The 16,059-nt window shown below is 71.1% G+C and carries 14 protein-coding genes; 7 read left to right on the forward strand and 7 right to left on the reverse strand.

The window, feature by feature from the left end; translation table 11 throughout:
* Positions 1–177 precede the first annotated feature (177 nt).
* The 4 genes from AB0L65_RS43815 to AB0L65_RS43830 all read left to right on the forward strand — a co-directional run bounded on the left by AB0L65_RS43815 (position 178) and on the right by AB0L65_RS43830 (position 5,755).
* Positions 178–1,707 (forward strand): MFS transporter, encoded by a 1,530-nt coding sequence (locus AB0L65_RS43815; protein WP_364258762.1) that lies wholly within the window; start codon positions 178–180, stop codon positions 1,705–1,707.
* A 35-nt stretch (positions 1,708–1,742) separates the two neighbouring features.
* Positions 1,743–2,408, forward strand: coding sequence for a DoxX family protein (locus AB0L65_RS43820; protein WP_364258765.1), 666 nt, complete (start codon positions 1,743–1,745; stop codon positions 2,406–2,408).
* Positions 2,409–2,756: 348 nt separating this feature from the next.
* Positions 2,757–3,779 (forward strand): LacI family DNA-binding transcriptional regulator, encoded by a 1,023-nt coding sequence (locus AB0L65_RS43825; protein WP_364258768.1) that lies wholly within the window; start codon positions 2,757–2,759, stop codon positions 3,777–3,779.
* A 131-nt stretch (positions 3,780–3,910) separates the two neighbouring features.
* Positions 3,911–5,755 carry a ricin-type beta-trefoil lectin domain protein gene (locus tag AB0L65_RS43830; protein ID WP_364258771.1) on the forward strand — a complete coding sequence of 615 codons (1,845 nt, stop codon included), beginning with the start codon at positions 3,911–3,913 and terminating at the stop codon, positions 5,753–5,755.
* On the opposite strand, the gene sthA is transcribed toward AB0L65_RS43830, so the two are convergent.
* Positions 5,756–7,171 carry a Si-specific NAD(P)(+) transhydrogenase gene (sthA, locus tag AB0L65_RS43835; protein WP_350739158.1) on the reverse strand — a complete coding sequence of 472 codons (1,416 nt, stop codon included), beginning with the start codon at positions 7,169–7,171 and terminating at the stop codon, positions 5,756–5,758.
* 60 nt (positions 7,172–7,231) lie between these two features.
* On the opposite strand from sthA, the gene AB0L65_RS43840 reads away from it, so the two are divergent.
* Positions 7,232–8,062, forward strand: a complete 831-nt coding sequence (locus tag AB0L65_RS43840; protein ID WP_364258774.1) for a PhzF family phenazine biosynthesis protein — start codon at positions 7,232–7,234, stop codon at positions 8,060–8,062.
* Here the strand turns inward: AB0L65_RS43840 and AB0L65_RS43845 are convergent.
* The 6 genes from AB0L65_RS43845 to AB0L65_RS43870 all read right to left on the reverse strand — a co-directional run bounded on the left by AB0L65_RS43845 (position 8,040) and on the right by AB0L65_RS43870 (position 12,977).
* Complete coding sequence (locus tag AB0L65_RS43845) at positions 8,040–8,876, reverse strand: biotin-dependent carboxyltransferase family protein (RefSeq protein WP_364258776.1); 837 nt, start codon at positions 8,874–8,876, stop codon at positions 8,040–8,042. The genes AB0L65_RS43840 and AB0L65_RS43845 overlap by 23 nt on opposite strands.
* Positions 8,873–9,487 carry an allophanate hydrolase subunit 1 gene (locus tag AB0L65_RS43850; RefSeq protein ID WP_364258779.1) on the reverse strand — a complete coding sequence of 205 codons (615 nt, stop codon included), beginning with the start codon at positions 9,485–9,487 and terminating at the stop codon, positions 8,873–8,875. Before AB0L65_RS43850 ends, AB0L65_RS43845 begins: the two co-directional genes overlap by 4 nt.
* A complete protein-coding gene (locus AB0L65_RS43855) occupies positions 9,484–10,239 on the reverse strand; it encodes a 5-oxoprolinase subunit PxpA (RefSeq protein ID WP_364258782.1) in 756 nt (251 codons plus the stop codon). Before AB0L65_RS43855 ends, AB0L65_RS43850 begins: the two co-directional genes overlap by 4 nt.
* A 23-nt stretch (positions 10,240–10,262) precedes the next feature.
* Positions 10,263–11,033 carry a thioesterase family protein gene (locus tag AB0L65_RS43860; RefSeq protein WP_364258785.1) on the reverse strand — a complete coding sequence of 257 codons (771 nt, stop codon included), beginning with the start codon at positions 11,031–11,033 and terminating at the stop codon, positions 10,263–10,265.
* Between the two features lie 53 nt (positions 11,034–11,086).
* Complete coding sequence (locus AB0L65_RS43865) at positions 11,087–12,577, reverse strand: hypothetical protein (protein ID WP_350739327.1); 1,491 nt, start codon at positions 12,575–12,577, stop codon at positions 11,087–11,089.
* 175 nt (positions 12,578–12,752) lie between these two features.
* Positions 12,753–12,977 carry a hypothetical protein gene (locus tag AB0L65_RS43870; protein WP_185078019.1) on the reverse strand — a complete coding sequence of 75 codons (225 nt, stop codon included), beginning with the start codon at positions 12,975–12,977 and terminating at the stop codon, positions 12,753–12,755.
* Positions 12,978–13,131: 154 nt separating this feature from the next.
* Here AB0L65_RS43870 and AB0L65_RS43875 point away from each other — a divergent pair, with 154 nt between their 5' ends.
* Positions 13,132–13,695, forward strand: coding sequence for an HhH-GPD-type base excision DNA repair protein (locus AB0L65_RS43875; RefSeq protein ID WP_350739143.1), 564 nt, complete (start codon positions 13,132–13,134; stop codon positions 13,693–13,695).
* A 246-nt stretch (positions 13,696–13,941) separates the two neighbouring features.
* Complete coding sequence (locus tag AB0L65_RS43880; RefSeq protein WP_355204572.1) at positions 13,942–16,038, forward strand: SpoIIE family protein phosphatase; 2,097 nt, start codon at positions 13,942–13,944, stop codon at positions 16,036–16,038.
* Positions 16,039–16,059 lie beyond the last annotated feature (21 nt).

Consider the following 16,059-nt stretch of genomic DNA (forward strand, 5'->3'; position numbering starts at 1 on the left):
TGGATCAGTCGATACTGCTATGACAAGTGCTGGACATGCCCTAAGCTGCGACGCAAGCCGGAGTGCGAGGAGTCGAGGCGGAGGAGCTCGAGAAGGAGCGAGCGTCGAGCCGGGCTCTCGCCGCCGACCAAAGAGCACGTGCGGGCCCTGTCAACGGATCGGCCTGCAAGGAGGCCCATGACCGTCATACAGGCCGCACCCCTCGTACGGACTGCCGATCGGGAGCACGGGGACCGCCGCTGGTCCATCCTCGTGCTGCTCTGCGTGAGCCTGCTGCTGATCACCGTCGACGCGACCGTCCTGCACATCGCGGTGCCCGCGCTCACTGCCGCGCTGGAGCCGTCCGCGGTGCAACTGCTGTGGATCATCGACATCTATTCGCTGGTGGTCGCGCCGCTGCTGATCATGTTCGGCACGCTCGGCGACCGGTACGGGCGCAAACGGCTGGTGCTGTGCGGCTACCTACTGTTCGGCCTGGCCTCGGCCGGGGCCGCGTTCGCCCCGACGCCGCTGACCCTGATCCTGGCCAGGGCGCTGCTCGGCATCGGCGGCGCGATGATCATGCCGGCCACGCTGTCCCTGATCCGCCAGATCTTCACCGACAGGCGCGAGCGCGCCATCGCGCTGGGCGTCTGGAGCGCGGTGGCGGCGGCCGGCGCGGCCGTCGGCCCGCTCATCGGCGGCGTGCTCGTCGGCATCTGGTGGGGCGCCGTCTTCCTGATCAACGTGCCGATCCTGCTGGCGCTGATCCCCGCCGCCGTCCGCCTGCTGCCGGACTCGCCGGGGCGCAAGGACAGGGGATGGGACGGCGCGAGCGCGGTGCTGTCGGTGCTCGGCATCCTGGCGCTGGCGTTCGGGCTGAAGGAGGCGGGCTCGGGCAGCCTGATGCCGCTGTGGGCGTCGGTGCTGGTGTTCCTGGCCGGGCTGGGGCTGCTCTTCCTGTTCGTACGCCGCCAGACGCGCCTGCGCCACCCGCTGCTGGAGGTCGGGCTGTTCCGGCGGCGCGAGTTCACGACCGGGGTGGCCGGTGTGCTGCTCGGCGTGTTCGCGCTGGTGGGCCTGCAGCTCATGCTCGCGCAATACCTGCAGCTCGTGCTCGGCGACAGCCCGCTGCGCGCGGCGATCCGGATGTTGCCGCTGGTGATCTCGGCCATCTCCGGCGGGCTCGCCGCCGCCCACATCCTGCCGCGCATCGGCATGCGGACCACGATGAGCGGCGGGCTCGGGCTCGTCGCGCTCTCCCTGACCCCCACGCTCTCCTGGGGCGTCGAGGGTCATCCCGTGATGCTGGCGTTCTGCTTCGTGGGCATCGGGTTCGGGGTCCAGGTCGCGCTGCTGGCCGCCTCCGACACGATCATGTCCGCGGCGTCGGAGTCCCAGGCGGGCGGGGCCGCGGCCATCGAGGAGACCGCGTACGAACTGGGCGCCGGCCTGGGAGTGGCCGTGCTCGGCACGATCACCGCCGTCGTGTACGCCCCCGGCCTGCACTCCGTGCCCGGCGTGTCCGCCAGCGGCATGGACAAGGCCAGGCAGTCGCTCGCGGGCGCGGCGCACGTCGCGCACGAGGTGGGCGGCAGCGCGGGCGGCGCCCTGCTCGACGCGGCCCGATGGGCCTTCGTGAACGCCCTGCACACGACCGTGGTCGTGAGCGTCGTCCTGCTCAGCCTGACCGCCGTCGCGGTGGCCACGCTGCTCAGCCGTGATTGAGGTGTGCCATGTCCCGTTTAGGGCAGACAACTACCGTGAAACAGGCCCTCCGTGATCTTGCTGCTTTAGTCGCCCGCGTCGGCGTGGGCGGCATCTTCTTCGCGAACGGCTGGACCAAGCTGGAAGACGGGCTGAAGGCCACCGGGGCGAAGTTTCTCGCGCAGGGCGCCCCCGCACCCGGCGCCTGGGCCACGGTGACCATGCTCACCGAGCTCATCGGCGGCGCGCTGCTGATCGCGGGCCTGGCCGTCTCGGTCACGGGCCTGATCCTCTTCGCCGAGGCGCTGGGGGTCTTCGTGGTGGCCCCGCCGCTCAACCCCATCAGCCTGAACGAGCTCATCCTCCTGGGCGCCGCCTCGCTCCTGCTCGCCGTGGTGGGCGCGGGACGGGTGTCGGTGGACCACATGGTGGTGATCAGGCGGAGGGAGTCGGAGGCGGCGAACGAGTTCGCGGCCGACACGGAGGCGGACCGCGTCATCGCCTCGCTCCGGGGACCCGACCAATCACCGGCTCCGGAGCCGGAGGCGCAGGACGAGCCCAAGGACACCGCCGCCACGGAGGACACGGCGCCCCATCCGCGGCCGCGCGCCAAGAGCGGGGAGACGAGCCGCACGCAGGACCCCGCACCGGCCCCGGGCGACACCCTGGTCGCCGGCCGCAAGAAACCCACCGCCCGCACCCGCCGCCCACCCTCCGACTGACCCATCCCGCCGTCCCGCGCTTGTGCCGCGCCGATGACTCCACGGTCAGCTCCCGCTTACGAGCCGCCCACCGATCAGCGACATGCGCCAGCCCGTCACGGCACCGCACCGCGAGATCCTTCGAGGCCAGCGCCCCCAGATGCGTCCCGACCAGCCGCAGCACCGTCTCGTCCTGGTCGGTCAGTCCCTTGAGGCGGTCGCGAATCGCTACCCCGGACGGACTGGAGGCGACGTACGGCGCGGCGATCGGCCCGGTGACCACCAGTCGCGGTAAGAGCGCGGCGGTGGCCGCCCCGGCCGCGGCGCGGGCCCGGCTATTCTGGCGGCAGGGCGGAGCGAGGGGCGTGGATGGCGGCCAGGTCCGGCAGGGCGCGCGCGACGGTGCGTGACGTCGCGGCGGAGACGGGGCTGTCCATCGCCACGGTCTCCCGCGTGCTCAACGGCCAGTCCAACGTCGCCCCGCACACCCGGGAGCTGGTGCTGCGCGCCGTCGGGCGCCTCGGTGATCAGGCGCCTCGGCCGCGCACGGTCCACGACCCGTCGGCCGGCGCCGTGTACGTGCGCTGCCCGTACGTGCTGACCGACTATTTCGGGCTCATCGTCTCCTCGGTGGGGGAGACCATCGAGCTGCACGGCAGGCAGATGATCCTCGGCGCGGGCGAGGCCGCCCAGGACGCCCCGGTGCTCGCCGGGCTGCCCGGCAGGCAGGGCGTGGCCGGCGCGATCCTCGTCCTGCCCCCGGAGCCGGGCGACGAGCTGGTACGCCTGCGCGACAGCGGCTTCCCCTTCGTGGTGATCGACCCGCGGACCCCGCCCCCCAAGGACATCGCGGCGGTGTCGGCCGCTCACTTCGCGGGCGGGCGCAAGCTGATGGCGCACGTGGTCGGGCTGGGCCACCGCCGGGTCGGGATCATCGGCGGGCCGGTGGAGTGGCTGCCGAGCGAGGCCAGGCTGGCGGGTTACACGGCCTCGCTGGCGGACGCCGGGGTGCTGCCCGAGCCCGAGCTGCTGCGCAGCGTGCCGGAGCCGAGCACCGAGTACGGCTACCTGGCGGCCTGCGAGCTGCTCGACCTGCCGGAGCGGCCGACGGCCCTGGTGGCGTTCAACGACAAGATGGCCGTCGGAGCGCTGTGGGCGGCGGCCGAGCGCGGGCTGAGCGTCCCAGGCGACCTGTCGGTGGCGGGCTTCGACGACATCGACGTCAGCAGGGCCACCTCGCCCGCCCTCACCACGGTGCGCCAGCCCCTGCAGGAGATGGGCCGGATGGCGGTCACGCTGCTGATGCGGCTGCTGAGCCGCCACACGGTGGAGGCGCTGCACGTCTCGCTCGAGACCGAGCTGATCGTCCGCGGCTCCACCGGCCCCGCCTGATCGTTTCATTTGTTTCATAGCCACAAATGGGCCTTGACGCTGCCCATGACCCGTGGTCACCTAAAAGAAAGTTTCTTTATTGTTTCATTTGTTACATCGGCATCACCCCCGCCCGGAAGGGAAACAACGCCGTGTCCCGAATACTCACGCTCGTCTGCGCGGCCGTGCTGGCGCTGGCCGTGCCCGTCCCGGCGTACGCCGCCGGTGAGACCGTGAACGTCTGGCTCACCACCACCTCGGACGCCGGAGGCCGGAACGTCACCCGCGGCCTCGCGCAACAGACCCCGATCGCCTTCGGCTCCGCCGGCGGCAGCGCCAACCAGACGATCACCGTCAACGAGGGCGCCACGTACCAGCAGTTCGAGGGCGGCGGCGCGTCGATCACCGACACGACCGCGTACCTGCTGCGCGGCGGCCCCGTCAGCGCGGCCACGCGGGACGCGACCATGCGCAAGCTGTTCTCGCCCACGGACGGGATCGGCCTGTCGTTCGTCCGCAACCCGATCGGCGCCTCCGACCTGTCGCGCCCCGGCATGGTCTCGCTCGACGACACCTGCTGCGACCTCAACGACTTCGGCGCCAACGGCTACGACACCAACGTCCGCCTGCTCACCGTCCAGGCCAAGCAGCTCAACCCGGAGCTGCGGGTCAAGGGCGTGCCGTGGAGCGCGCCCGGCTGGATGAAGGACAACGGCCGGATGGACCAGATGGGCTGGCTGAAGTCGCAGTACTACGCCATGTACGCCCAGTACTTCGTCAAGTACGTCCAGAGCTACCAGGCCGCCGGGGTCCCGGTGAACTACATCTCCGTCCAGAACGAGCCCAACTGCTGCCAGGCGTCCAACCCGACCGCCATGAACTACCCCGGCATGAACTGGAACTCCTCCGGCCTCATCGAGCTGACCAAGAACTTCGTGTACCCGGCCTTCCGGGCGGCCGGCATCACCACGAAGGTGCTCGTACACGACTGGAACTACGGCGACTACGGCCAGATCGGCGGCCCCATCCTGGCCGACGCGGCGCTGCGGAACGACCCGCTGTTCGGCGGCATCGCCTGGCACGGCTACTTCGGCGACCCGGCGGTCGGCTCGCAGGTGCACGACCAGTACCCGTCGGTGCCCCAGTTCAGCACCGAGCACTCCGGCGGCACCTGGATCGGCAACCAGCACAACGAGGACATGGCCGACATCGTGAACTACACCCGCAACTGGAGCCGCAGCCTGGTCAAGTGGAGCCTGGCGCTCAACCAGCAGATGGGCCCGCACAACGGCGGCTGCGACACCTGCACCGGCCTGATCACGGTCCAGGAGGGCGGCTCGCGCGCCGGCCAGGTGGACTACACGATTGAGTACTACACGACCGGCCACCTCACCAAGTTCGTCAGACCTGGGGCGTACCGGATCGACTCGACCGCCAACTCCACGGTGCAGAACGTCGCCTGGCGCAACCCCGACGGCTCCAAGGCCCTGATCGCCCACAACGGCGGCACCTCGGCCCAGTCGGTCAGGGTCAACTGGGGCAACCAGTCGTTCGTGTACACGCTGCCCGCCCGTACCACCGCGACCTTCACCTGGTCGGGCACGCCGGGCGGCAACCCGGCCGGCACGATCACCGGCCTGGCCGGCAAGTGCGTCGACGTGGCCGGCGGCAGCAGCGCGGACGGCGCGGCCGTGCAGCTCTACACCTGCAACGGCACCGCCGCCCAGCAGTGGACCCGCCCGGGCGACGGCACGCTGCGCGCGCTCGGCAAGTGCCTCGACGTGGTCGACCGCGGCACCGCCGACGGCAGCAAGCTCCAGCTCTGGTCGTGTTCGGGCGGCGCCAACCAGCAGTGGACCTACACCTCGGGCCGCGACCTGGTGAACCCCGCCGCGAACAAGTGCGCCGACGTCACCGGCAACTCCAGCGCCGACGGCACCCGGCTGCAGATCTGGACCTGCACGGGCGCCGCCAACCAGAAGTGGACGCTGTCGTGATCACATGCCGGCGGTGAGTCGGGCGACCACCCGCATCTTGTTCATCGCGTCCAGCGCGGCCACCTTGTACGACTCGGCCAGCGTCGGATAGTTGAACACGGCGTTGACCAGGTAGTCGATCGTCCCGCCGCACCCCATGACCGTCTGACCGATGTGCACGAGCTCCGTCGCCCCCGTGCCGAACACGTGGACGCCGAGCAGCCGCCGGTCCTCGGGGGAGACGAGGAGCTTGAGCATCCCGTACGAGTCGCCGATGATCTGCCCCCTGGCCAGCTCCCGGTACCGCGAGATGCCCACCTCGAACGGCACCTTGTCCCGGGTCAGCTCGTCCTCCGACCGGCCGACGAAGCTGATCTCGGGAATGGTGTAGATCCCGATGGGCGGCAGCTCGCGGGCGTCCTCGACCGGCTCCCCGCACGCGTGCTGCGCGGCCACCCGCCCCTGCTCCATGGAGGTGGCCGCCAGCGCGGGGAAGCCGATCACGTCGCCCACGGCGTAGATGTGCGACACCTCGGTGGCGTAGTTGGAGTCCACCGAGATGCGGCCGCGGGCGTCGGCGGCCAGGCCGGCGGCCTCCAGGCACAGCTCGGCGGTCTTGCCCTGGCGCCCCGCCGAGTACATGACGCAGTCGGCGGGGATCTTCTTGCCGCTCTCCAGCAGGGTCAGCGCCCCGCCGGGGCGGCGCTCGACGGCGGCCACGTTCTCCCCGAAGCGGAACGTCACGGCCAGGTCGCGCAGGTGGTACTTCAGCGCCTCGACGATCTCCAGGTCGCAGAACTCCAGCATGCGCTCGCGCCGCTCGATCACCGTCACCTTGGTGCCGAGGGCGGCGAACATGGAGGCGTACTCGATGCCGATGACCCCGGCCCCCACCACGACCAGGGTCTCGGGGATCCGGTCGAGGTGCAGGATCGCGTCGGAGTCGATGATCGTCCTGTCGTCGAACTCGACGCTGTCGGGACGGGCGGGCGAGGTGCCGGTGGCGATCACGACCTTCTCGGCGGTGATCTTCGTCTCCTCGGACTTGCCCTCCTCGTGCGTGATCCCGATCGTGTGCGCGTCCAGGAACCGGCCGGTGCCCTGCAGCACCGTCACGTGGTTGCGGGCGAGCTGGCTGCGGATCACCTGGATCTCGCGGCCGATCACGTGCTGGGTGCGCATCCCGAGGTCGGTGACCGTGATCTCGTCCTTGACGCGGTAGCTGGCGCCGTACAGCTCCCGCTGGTTGAGCCCTGTGAGATAGAGGACGGCCTCCCTGAGGGTTTTGGAGGGGATCGTCCCCGTGTTGATGCACACGCCGCCGAGCATGTGCCGTTTCTCGACCACGGCGACACGCTTGCCGAGCTTCGCCGCCGCGATCGCGGCCTTCTGTCCACCTGGCCCGGAACCCAGGACCACAACATCAAAGTCCGCCACACCGTCCAGTCTGCTGGTGGCGTGTTAACGGGAAAAGACCTGTCTGCGAGACTCCGAATTATGTTGCGCCCTTTCACCGAGGTTGACGTCTTCACCACCACCCCGTACCACGGGAACGCGCTCGCGGTCGTGCTCGACGGTCAGGGGCTGACGACCGAGGAGATGCAGCGGTTCGCCACCTGGACGAACCTGGCCGAGACCACCTTCCTGCTGCCGCCGACCACACCCGAGGCCGACTACCGGGTGCGGATCTTCACCGCGTCCGTGGAGCTGCCCTTCGCCGGGCACCCGACCCTCGGCACCTGCCACGCCTGGCTGGAGGCCGGGGGAGTGCCGCGCCAGGAGGGAGAGATCGTCCAGGAGTGCGCGGCCGGGCTGGTACGGGTACGCGGGACCGGCGACGGACTGGCCTTCCACGCGCCGCCCCTCGTGCGGTCGGGTCCCGTGGAGGAGCCGCTGGCCGGGCGGATCGCCGAGTCCCTCGGGATCGGGCGGGCCGACATCGTGGACATGGAGTGGGCCGACAACGGCCCCGGCTGGATCGCGGTGCTGCTCGCGGACGCCGAGTCCGTGCTCGCGCTGCGCCCCGGCCTCGTCCCCAACTACGTGGGCGTGGCGGGCCCCTACCCCGAAGGGGGGCCGTACGACTTCGAGGTCCGGGCGTTCACGCACGCGCACGGCTCCACCATCGAGGACCCGGTGACGGGCAGCCTCAACGCCTCCATGGCCCAGTGGCTGCTGCGCTCGGGCCGGGCCAAGGCCCCGTACGTGGCCAGACAGGGCACGGTGCTGGGCTTCTCCGGCCGGGTGCACATCTCCACCGACGCCGAGGGGGACGTGTGGGTGGGCGGCTCAGTGCTGACCTGCGTCACCGGGCAGGTCGAACTGTGAACCGCACCTCGTCGCCCGGCCGCAGCTGGGCGGCGACCGGCAGGTCCGCCTCGCGTACGACGCCGATCATCGGATAGCCGCCCGTCGGCGGGTGGTCGGCGAGGAAGACGATCGGCTGCCCGCTCGGCGGCACCTGGATCGCCCCGGTGACCATCCCCTCGCTCGGCAGCTCCCCCTCCTTGGCCCTGACCAGCTCGGCGCCGCTCAGCCGTACCCCGACGCGGTTGCTGTCCTGGCTCACCGAGTACGGCCGCGCGCACAACTCGGCCAGCGCGTCCGGCACGAACCAGTCGTCCCGCGGCCCCGGCGTCACCCGCAGCACGGCGGGCCGGGGCCCGGGCGGCGGCGCCAGGTCGACGGAGATCACGCCTTCGGGCCGCCCGACGGGCAGCAGCGTGCCCGCCCGCAGCGGCTCCGGGCCCAGCCCGGACAGCGAGTCGGTGGAGCGGCTGCCGAGCACCGGCTCCACTGCGATCCCGCCGCGCACGGCCACATAGGTGCGCAGCCCCCACTCCGGCATGCCCAGCCGCAGCTCCGTGCCCTTCGCGACCCAGTACGGCGCCCCCATCCCCGCCGCGCTGTCCACGGGCGCGCCCGCCAGCGCCACCCAGGCCCCGTCATGGAACAGCAGCCGCGCCATGCCGAACGTCAGCTCGATCCCCGCCAGCCCCTCCGGGTTGCCCACGAGCCTGTTGGCCAGCCGCAGGCTCGGCGCGTCGGCCGCCCCCGAGCGGGGGACCCCCAGGTGGGCGAGGCCCGGCCGCCCCAGATCCTGGACGGTCGCGTACGGCCCCGCCGCCATCACCTCGATCATGTGGGTTGAAATCGTACGCGCATGCCCGGCCTGAAGAGCGACGGCGGGTCGGCCGTCACGTCCCACACCCGCACGGAGGTGCGCCCGATCAGCCGCCACCCGCCCGGCGAGGCGCTCGGATAGACCGCCGAGTACGGCCCCGCCACCGCCACCGACCCGGCCGGCACCGACGTGCGCGGCGTGTCGAGCCTGGGCGTCTCCAGCACCGGATCCAGCCCCGTGAGATAGGCGAACCCCGGGGCGAACCCCAGCCAGCCCACCACCAGCTCCCGCCCCGAGTGCCGGGAGACCACCTCGTCCACCGGGATCCCGGCCAGTGCCGCCACGGAATCGAGATCCGCCCCGTCATAGACGACGGGAATCGTCACGACCTCCCCCTCGGCCGCCCGCGCACCGGCCCTGTCCCGCTCGCGGCCGACGATGTCCGCGAGAAGCGCCCGCAGCCGCGCCTGATCCGCCCCAGGAGCCACCACGAGCACCGTCTCCGGCCCCGGCACGATCTCCACCACCCCGGCCGGCAGATCGGCCCGCAGCGCCGCGTCCAGCCGGTGAGACAGCTCCAGCGAGCCGGTCTCCACGAGCAGCCCGTGCTCCCCGGCCGCCCGGATCACGCGAACGCCTGCAGGACCACTCCGGCCGCCAGCAACGCGTCCCGCACCCCCTGCGCCAGCCGGACGGCGTCGGGCGTGTCCCCGTGCACGCAGATGGAACGTGCCGAAACCGGGACAGAACTACCGTCGATGGCCGTCACGGAGCCTTGCACGGCCATCCGGCACGCTCGGTCGGCCACCGCGGCGGGGTCGTGGATGACCGCGCCCGGCTCCCTGCGCGACACCAGCCTCCCCTCGGGGGTGTACGCGCGGTCGGCGAACGCCTCGTTCACGGTCGGGACGCCCGCGGCGGCCGCCACCGCGTGCACCGCCGAGCCGGGCAGCGTGAGCACCGGCAGCGAGGGGTCGTAGTCGGCCACCGCGTCGATCACCGCCGCCGCCTGCACCTCGTCCCGGCAGATCCGGTTGTAGAGCGCGCCGTGCGGCTTGATGTACGAGACCCGGCCGCCCATGGCCTTGGCGATGCCGTCCACGGCCGCGAGCTGGTACAGCACCTCGGCGCACAGCTCCTCCGGCTCGGTGTCCATCTCCCTGCGCCCGAAGTGGGCCAGGTCGCGGTAGGACACCTGCGCGCCGATCGTCACCCCGCGGTCGACGGCCGCCGCGCACGTGCGTCTGATCGTCACGGGGTCGCCCGCGTGGAAACCGCAGGCCACATTGGCGCTCGTGACGATGTCGAGCAGAGCGAGGTCGTCGCCCAGCCGCCAGACGCCGAACCCTTCACCCAGGTCGGCGTTGAGGTCGATCACCATGGCAGTAGAGGCTATCTCGGCGCCTATCTCGGTGCGACGAACAACGTCTGGATCGCCGTGCCGACTTCACCCGTCCCGTCGAACAGGGTGGACCGGGTCAGGCCCCTGCCGGACGGGCCGACGACCGTGGCGGCGTCCATGCAGATCCATTCGCCCTCGGGGGCGCGGAACAGCGAGATGGTCAGGTCCACGTTCACGAACACGTGCGTGTCGAAGCCGAGGGCGGCGCTGACGCCGTTGCCGCTGTCGGCGAAGGCGGCCAGGCGCTCCATCGGGGTGAACTCCTCGCCCTCGACCAGCGGGACCGTGAACCTGCCCCAGACCGTGGCGGGGCCGGGCCGCGTGGGGCCGCCTTCGGCGAAACGCCAGTCGAGCGCGCGGCCGTACCCGAATCCCGAGCCGAGCCACGAGCCGGCGACCTCCTCCGAGGGCGGCGGGACCGGCCCCGGCGGCCCGGGGACCGGCGAGGCGGGCGTGTCGGCCGTACGGATGCGCCAGGCGCTCGCCCTGGCGTACTCGCGGCCGCCGGACGACACGCTCGCCGACAGGCACTGCACGCGCTTGCCGTCGCGGGTCACGTCGGTGGTGATCTCCAGCTCGGCCACGGGCACCGGGGCGAACACGTCCACCACGAGCTTGGACAGTTCCAGGCCCGGGCGCGGCGCGGTCTGGGCCAGCTCGTGGACGATCAGGGCGGTGACCGGGCCCATGTGCTGGGTACGCGGGTCCCACGGGCCCTGCGTGTGCTCGGAGGCCCGGTAACGCCCTTCGGTCAAGCGGGTGTACATCGCCATAGAAGAAAATTCTACGGCGATCCACGCCCGGCGGCCCGTCGCGGGGACCGTTCCTAGAACTCGTCCGGGATGTCGGCGATGTCGTCCAGCGCCGCCGCCAACTCGTCGGGGTCGCCGCCGATCCGCTCGGCGATCTCGATCAGCACGTGGAGCACGTCGTGGCGGTCGTGGCCGAGGTCGAGCAGGCGCTGCGCGGCCTCCCACAGCTGCGGCGGGTCGCCCTCCCACAGCCGGGTGGCGATCTCCTCGTGCCAGGCCAGGTGCTCCTGGTCGATCGCGTCGCCGTGGTCGATCTCGAGCAGCGTGCGCCGGTCCGCCTGGTCGGCGGGGTTGAGCTTGTCGAGCTCGATCCCGTTGTGCACACCCTGCAGGTACGGGAACGCGAAGACCCGCCTGGCCAGCGCCGACAGGTCGCCGTCCGGCAGCAGCCGCTCCAGCAGCGGCCGGTCGAGCCCGAAGGACGTCGGGTCCCGGTAGGCCTCGGGGAACTTGCCGATCGCCTCCCACACCGCGTCCAGCGTGGCCTTGAGCCCCTGCTCCGGCAGGCCCGTGCGGTGGGCGGCGAAGCGCACCCACGCCGACAGCACGTGCGGCATCGCCTCCTGCTCGGCCACGCTCAGCATCACCTTGCGCGGCAGCCAGTCGAGCAGGAACGTTTCACATTTGGTCGGGCTGACCCGCAGCGGGCGGTTGAAGTCCTGGTCGCAGCCGTAGTCGATGATGTGGTCGGCGCAGCGCGAGGCCGCCGACGGGTCGGACAGGTGCTCGGCCGCGTCGGACGCCAGGAACTCCGCCGCCAGCATGGCCCGCCGCTCCCTGCTGTACGGGGCCTCGGTGTGCCGCGGCGCCGGACGCTTGCGCCCGGGAGGCAGCGCCTTGAGCCTGGCGCGGGCGAAGGCGTGGTAGGCGCTGTAGCTGTCGCTCACCGGCGGCGGCGTCTTCGGCTCCCTGGTGGCCTTCATGGCCGACTCCAGCAGCGCCCTGGCCTGCTCGGGCTCGATCTCCTCGAACAGCAGCAGCGGATTGCCCGCCGCCTCGGCCCTGGCCTGCTCCAGCAGCTTGTCGACCTGCGAGGACACCCAGGCGTCCCGGGCCATGCCGCTCATGTTGTAGTCGACCACCATGACGAGCGCGTGCCGGTCGACGGGCAGCGAGTCCTCGTCCCAGCGGTAGGCGAAGGTGCAGATCACCGTGTCCTGGTCGCCGTAGGAGTCGCGGGAGACGTAACAGCCCGCCGGCTTGACCGCGCCGACCCGGTCGGCCCAGCCAGGCCTGGCCACCCCCGACTCCATCATGGCCAGCGCCGCGCCCTCGGCCTTGGCGCCCTGGCGGGCCGTGCCCAGATAGGCCAGGCAGATGAGCAGCGTCAGCGAGGCCGGCGTGCCGGCCTTGGCGGCGTAGTCGACCAGCCCCTCCCCGAGCACCTGCTCCACGTCGCCGCCCCTGACCCGCCTGCCCCACCAGGCCCCGATCATGTCGGAGACCATCAGCTCCGCGTCCAGAGGGGTGCGTACGGCGAGCAGCTCGCGAGCCGCCTGCACCATCTCCTTGAACACGTCGTCTGGCGGGGTGCTCTCCCGGGGATCTCGTCGGTGTCGGCGCACACCCTCACTCTCTCGTATTCCAGGCGCAAACGGTGCGGAGAACTCGGCCTGGTGACCCCGATGTTATCGGGGACTTCTGGATGGGACTTAACTCGACTTCCGGGCTTTTGTTTGTCTACCGGGAACTTCGGGGCGGAGGCGCTGAGTTGACGATCGCGAGCAGGTGCTCGCGAGCGATGCGCTCCACGATCTCCGGCGTCGCCGAGACGCCGAGATGCTGCGCACACGCGCACACGTCGGCCACGCAGCGGTCGATCGTGTCCACGGGCACGGTCAGGAACTCTTCGGCCAGCCTGAGGCTGACCGGCTCCCGCAGGAACCGTGTGGCCAGAGCGAGCATAGAAGTGAGATTCCTCTGGAGACCAGGGGGCAAACCCCCAGGAATGTCGGCAGGGCGACTTGCGCTCTCATTTCACCTTTTCTCGGGCGGCTGTCAAGGCTCCGCGGCGGTTGTGTTCACTTCACCCGGTGCCCATTCGTGCGAAGCTGTCTCCATGCGCATCCAGCTCGCCCAGCGGAGCGAGGCAGACGAGCTCCTCGGCCGCAGCCCGCTCGCCCTGCTCGTCGGCATGCTGCTCGACCAGCAGATCCCCATGGAATGGGCGTTCACGGGGCCATACACGATCTCCCAGCGTCTGGGCCACGACCTGACCGCCGGGGAGATCGCCTCCTACGACCCGGAGGCGTTCGCGGCGCTGCTGGCCGAGAAGCCGGCCGTGCACCGCTACCCCAAGTCCATGGCGGCCCGGGTCCAGCAGCTGGCCGCCTACTTCGTCGAGCACTATGACGGTCAGCCGGAGAAGCTGTGGGCAGACGCCGCCGACGGCAAAGAGTTGCTGAAACGACTGATGGCCCTGCCGGGATACGGCAAACAGAAGGCCCAGATTTTTCTGGCATTGCTGGGGAAGCAGTTGGAGGTCCAGCCGCCGGGCTGGCGGGAAGCGGCCGGACACTATGGCGAGGAGGGGTCGAGCCGGTCGGTCGCCGACGTGGTCGACGCCGACAGCCTGGCCCGAGTGCGCGCCTTCAAGCAGGAGGCGAAGCGCGCGGCGAAGTAGTTGGGGCCGGGGTCTCGGCCCCGGCGATCGAGCGCTGTAACCTGATCTTGCTGCGCAATGTGGAGCGACTTTGACAGGATGCGTAGACCCTAAAGGCGACCGGGCCGCGACGGGGGCTTCCGTCCACACATGCCCATCGCCGATGATGTACTGCAGAATCCGGTCGCCCGGAGCTGCGCTACGCCGATACACAGTTATGGAGATGTGCCGCGTGGGAGACCCTGGCACGCGACGGAGGTGCGGACCATGAGTGCCGAGACCTCCGTTCCCCGTCCCCGGGAGTCGGATGTGGACATCTCGGACTCCGCTCTGTTCAAGGGCATGCTGTCGGAGGCCGAGTTCGCCTTCGCGTTCTTCGACGGCGACGGCCGCATCCAGCGGGTCAACGACGTGTTCAGCGACGTCGTCAACGTGCCCGCCGAGCGCATGGCCGGCAGGCTGCCGGTCGAGGTGCTGGCCGCCGACCTCAGTCAGATCATCACCCACGCCGTGCAGGCCGTCATCGAGACCGACGCGCCCGTCACCGAGGGCCGCGTACGCGTGCGGACGGCGGAGGGCGACACCAGGCACTGGTCGCTGTCGTTCTCGCCGGTCCACGACGAGGCGGCGGGCGAGCTGCGCGCGATCGCGCTCGTCGGGCTCGACGTGACCGAGAGCCGCCAGACCGAGGAGGCGCTGCGCCGCAGCGAGGAGCGCTACCGCTCGCTCGTCGAGGCCCAGTCGCAGCTCGTCTGGATCACCTCCCCCACCGGCGCGGTCGTCGAGGACGCTCCCCAGTGGCGCGCCATCACCGGCCAGGGCCTGGAGGAATACCTCGCCAACGGCTGGCTGGAGGTCGTCCACCCCGAGGAGCGCCAGCAGACCGAGGAGGCCTGGAGGGAGGCGCTGCGCGGGCGCACCATGTTCGAGTGGAACTACCGCGTGCGCACCCGGGCCAGCGGCTACCGACACTTCGAGGTACGGGCCGTGCCGATCATCAGGCACGGCCGGGTCGTCGAGTGGGTCGGCGCCAACACCGACGTCACCCCGCAGCGCGAGGCCGAGGAGATGCGCGGCCGGCTGACCGACCAGCTCGGCGCCGCCGCCCTGCGCACGGCCCGGCTCCAGGGCGCCACCGCCCAGCTGGCCGAGGCCCTGACGGTCGAGCAGGTGGTGCAGGTCATCATCGACGTGGGCCGCACGGCCCTGGCCGCCGACCGCTCGGCCGTGGCGCTGCTCGACCCCGACCGCGCGGCGCTCAAGCTGATCAACGGCGAGGGCATCATGGAGGCCTCCGGGATCACGGGTGACGAGATCCCGCTGTCCCACTCCAACGTGATGACCATGGCCGTCAACAGCCGCCGCCCGGTCTTCGCCGAGTCGCCCGAGTCGCTGAAGGCCCAGCTGCTCGAGGCGGGCGACGACGAGGAGATCCTGGCCGGTTTCATCACCCACGGCGACGAGCGGGCCTGGGTGGGCCTGCCGCTGCTGGCGGCGGGGAGGGCTCTGGGAGCGCTCCGATTCTCCTTCACGAGGCCGGTGAAGATCTCCCAGGAGGACGGCGTCTTCCTGGAGGCGCTGGCCGGCCAGTGCGCGCTGGCGGTCGAGCGGGCCACGCTGTTCGAGCGTGAGCACCGCACCGCCGAGACGCTGCAGCGCAGCCTGCTGCCCGACCGCCTGCCCGTGATCAAGGGCCTGGTGCTGGCCCAGCGCTTCCGCTCGGGCAGCCGCCACGTCCAGGTCGGCGGCGACTGGTACGACGCGTTCGTCCTGCAGGACGGGCGGGTCGCGGCGGTCGTCGGCGACGTCATGGGCAAGGGCGTCAAGGCCGCGGCGGGCATGGGCCGCATCCGCAACGCCATGCGGGCGCTGGCGCTGACCAACCCGCCGCCCGCGGCCGTGCTGACGGGGCTCGACCGGGTCTTCGAGGCCACGGAAGAGGAAGAACAGGTCACGACTTTGGCGTACATGGTCGTGGAGCCGGTCACCGGCGAGGGCACTCTGGCCCTGGCCGGCCACCCGCCGCCCGTCCTGGTTTCGCCGCAGGGCACGGCGATCCTGTGCGACGGCGAGCCCGGCACTCCGCTAGGCTGGCCGACCAGCCGCAGGCAGTTCCGGTTCGTGGTGCCGCCCGGCCATACCGCCGTGCTCTACTCCGACGGTCTCGTCGAGAACAGGAAGCGCGGGCTGGATGCCGGATTGGCAGACCTTTGCAGTGTTGTGACCGAAGCTCCGCCTGAAGTTGTGAGTAGTCCGCACATGTTGCTGGACTTCCTGGTTGACCGGATGTTGTCTGGATATGAACAGGATGATGACGTTACCGCGCTAGCAATTCACGTCCCGCCAGCCACGAAGAGTGACTGAATGAAACAGTCATAACGGTTG

This window comes from Nonomuraea sp. NPDC052116 (genome assembly GCF_040680035.1).
Lineage (GTDB): Bacteria > Actinomycetota > Actinomycetes > Streptosporangiales > Streptosporangiaceae > Nonomuraea > Nonomuraea angiospora_A.

Coding starts and splice junctions, on each gene's coding strand:
- AB0L65_RS43875 (WP_350739143.1), top strand. CDS start 13,132: ATGCGCATCCAGCTCGCCCAGCGGAGCGAGGCAGACGAGCTCCTCGGC.
- AB0L65_RS43860 (WP_364258785.1), bottom strand. CDS start 11,033: ATGGCGATGTACACCCGCTTGACCGAAGGGCGTTACCGGGCCTCCGAG.
- AB0L65_RS43880 (WP_355204572.1), top strand. CDS start 13,942: ATGAGTGCCGAGACCTCCGTTCCCCGTCCCCGGGAGTCGGATGTGGAC.
- AB0L65_RS43870 (WP_185078019.1), bottom strand. CDS start 12,977: ATGCTCGCTCTGGCCACACGGTTCCTGCGGGAGCCGGTCAGCCTCAGG.
- AB0L65_RS43845 (WP_364258776.1), bottom strand. CDS start 8,876: ATGATCGAGGTGATGGCGGCGGGGCCGTACGCGACCGTCCAGGATCTG.
- AB0L65_RS43865 (WP_350739327.1), bottom strand. CDS start 12,577: ATGGTGCAGGCGGCTCGCGAGCTGCTCGCCGTACGCACCCCTCTGGAC.
- AB0L65_RS43825 (WP_364258768.1), top strand. CDS start 2,757: ATGGCGGCCAGGTCCGGCAGGGCGCGCGCGACGGTGCGTGACGTCGCG.
- AB0L65_RS43840 (WP_364258774.1), top strand. CDS start 7,232: ATGTTGCGCCCTTTCACCGAGGTTGACGTCTTCACCACCACCCCGTAC.
- AB0L65_RS43855 (WP_364258782.1), bottom strand. CDS start 10,239: ATGGTGATCGACCTCAACGCCGACCTGGGTGAAGGGTTCGGCGTCTGG.
- AB0L65_RS43815 (WP_364258762.1), top strand. CDS start 178: ATGACCGTCATACAGGCCGCACCCCTCGTACGGACTGCCGATCGGGAG.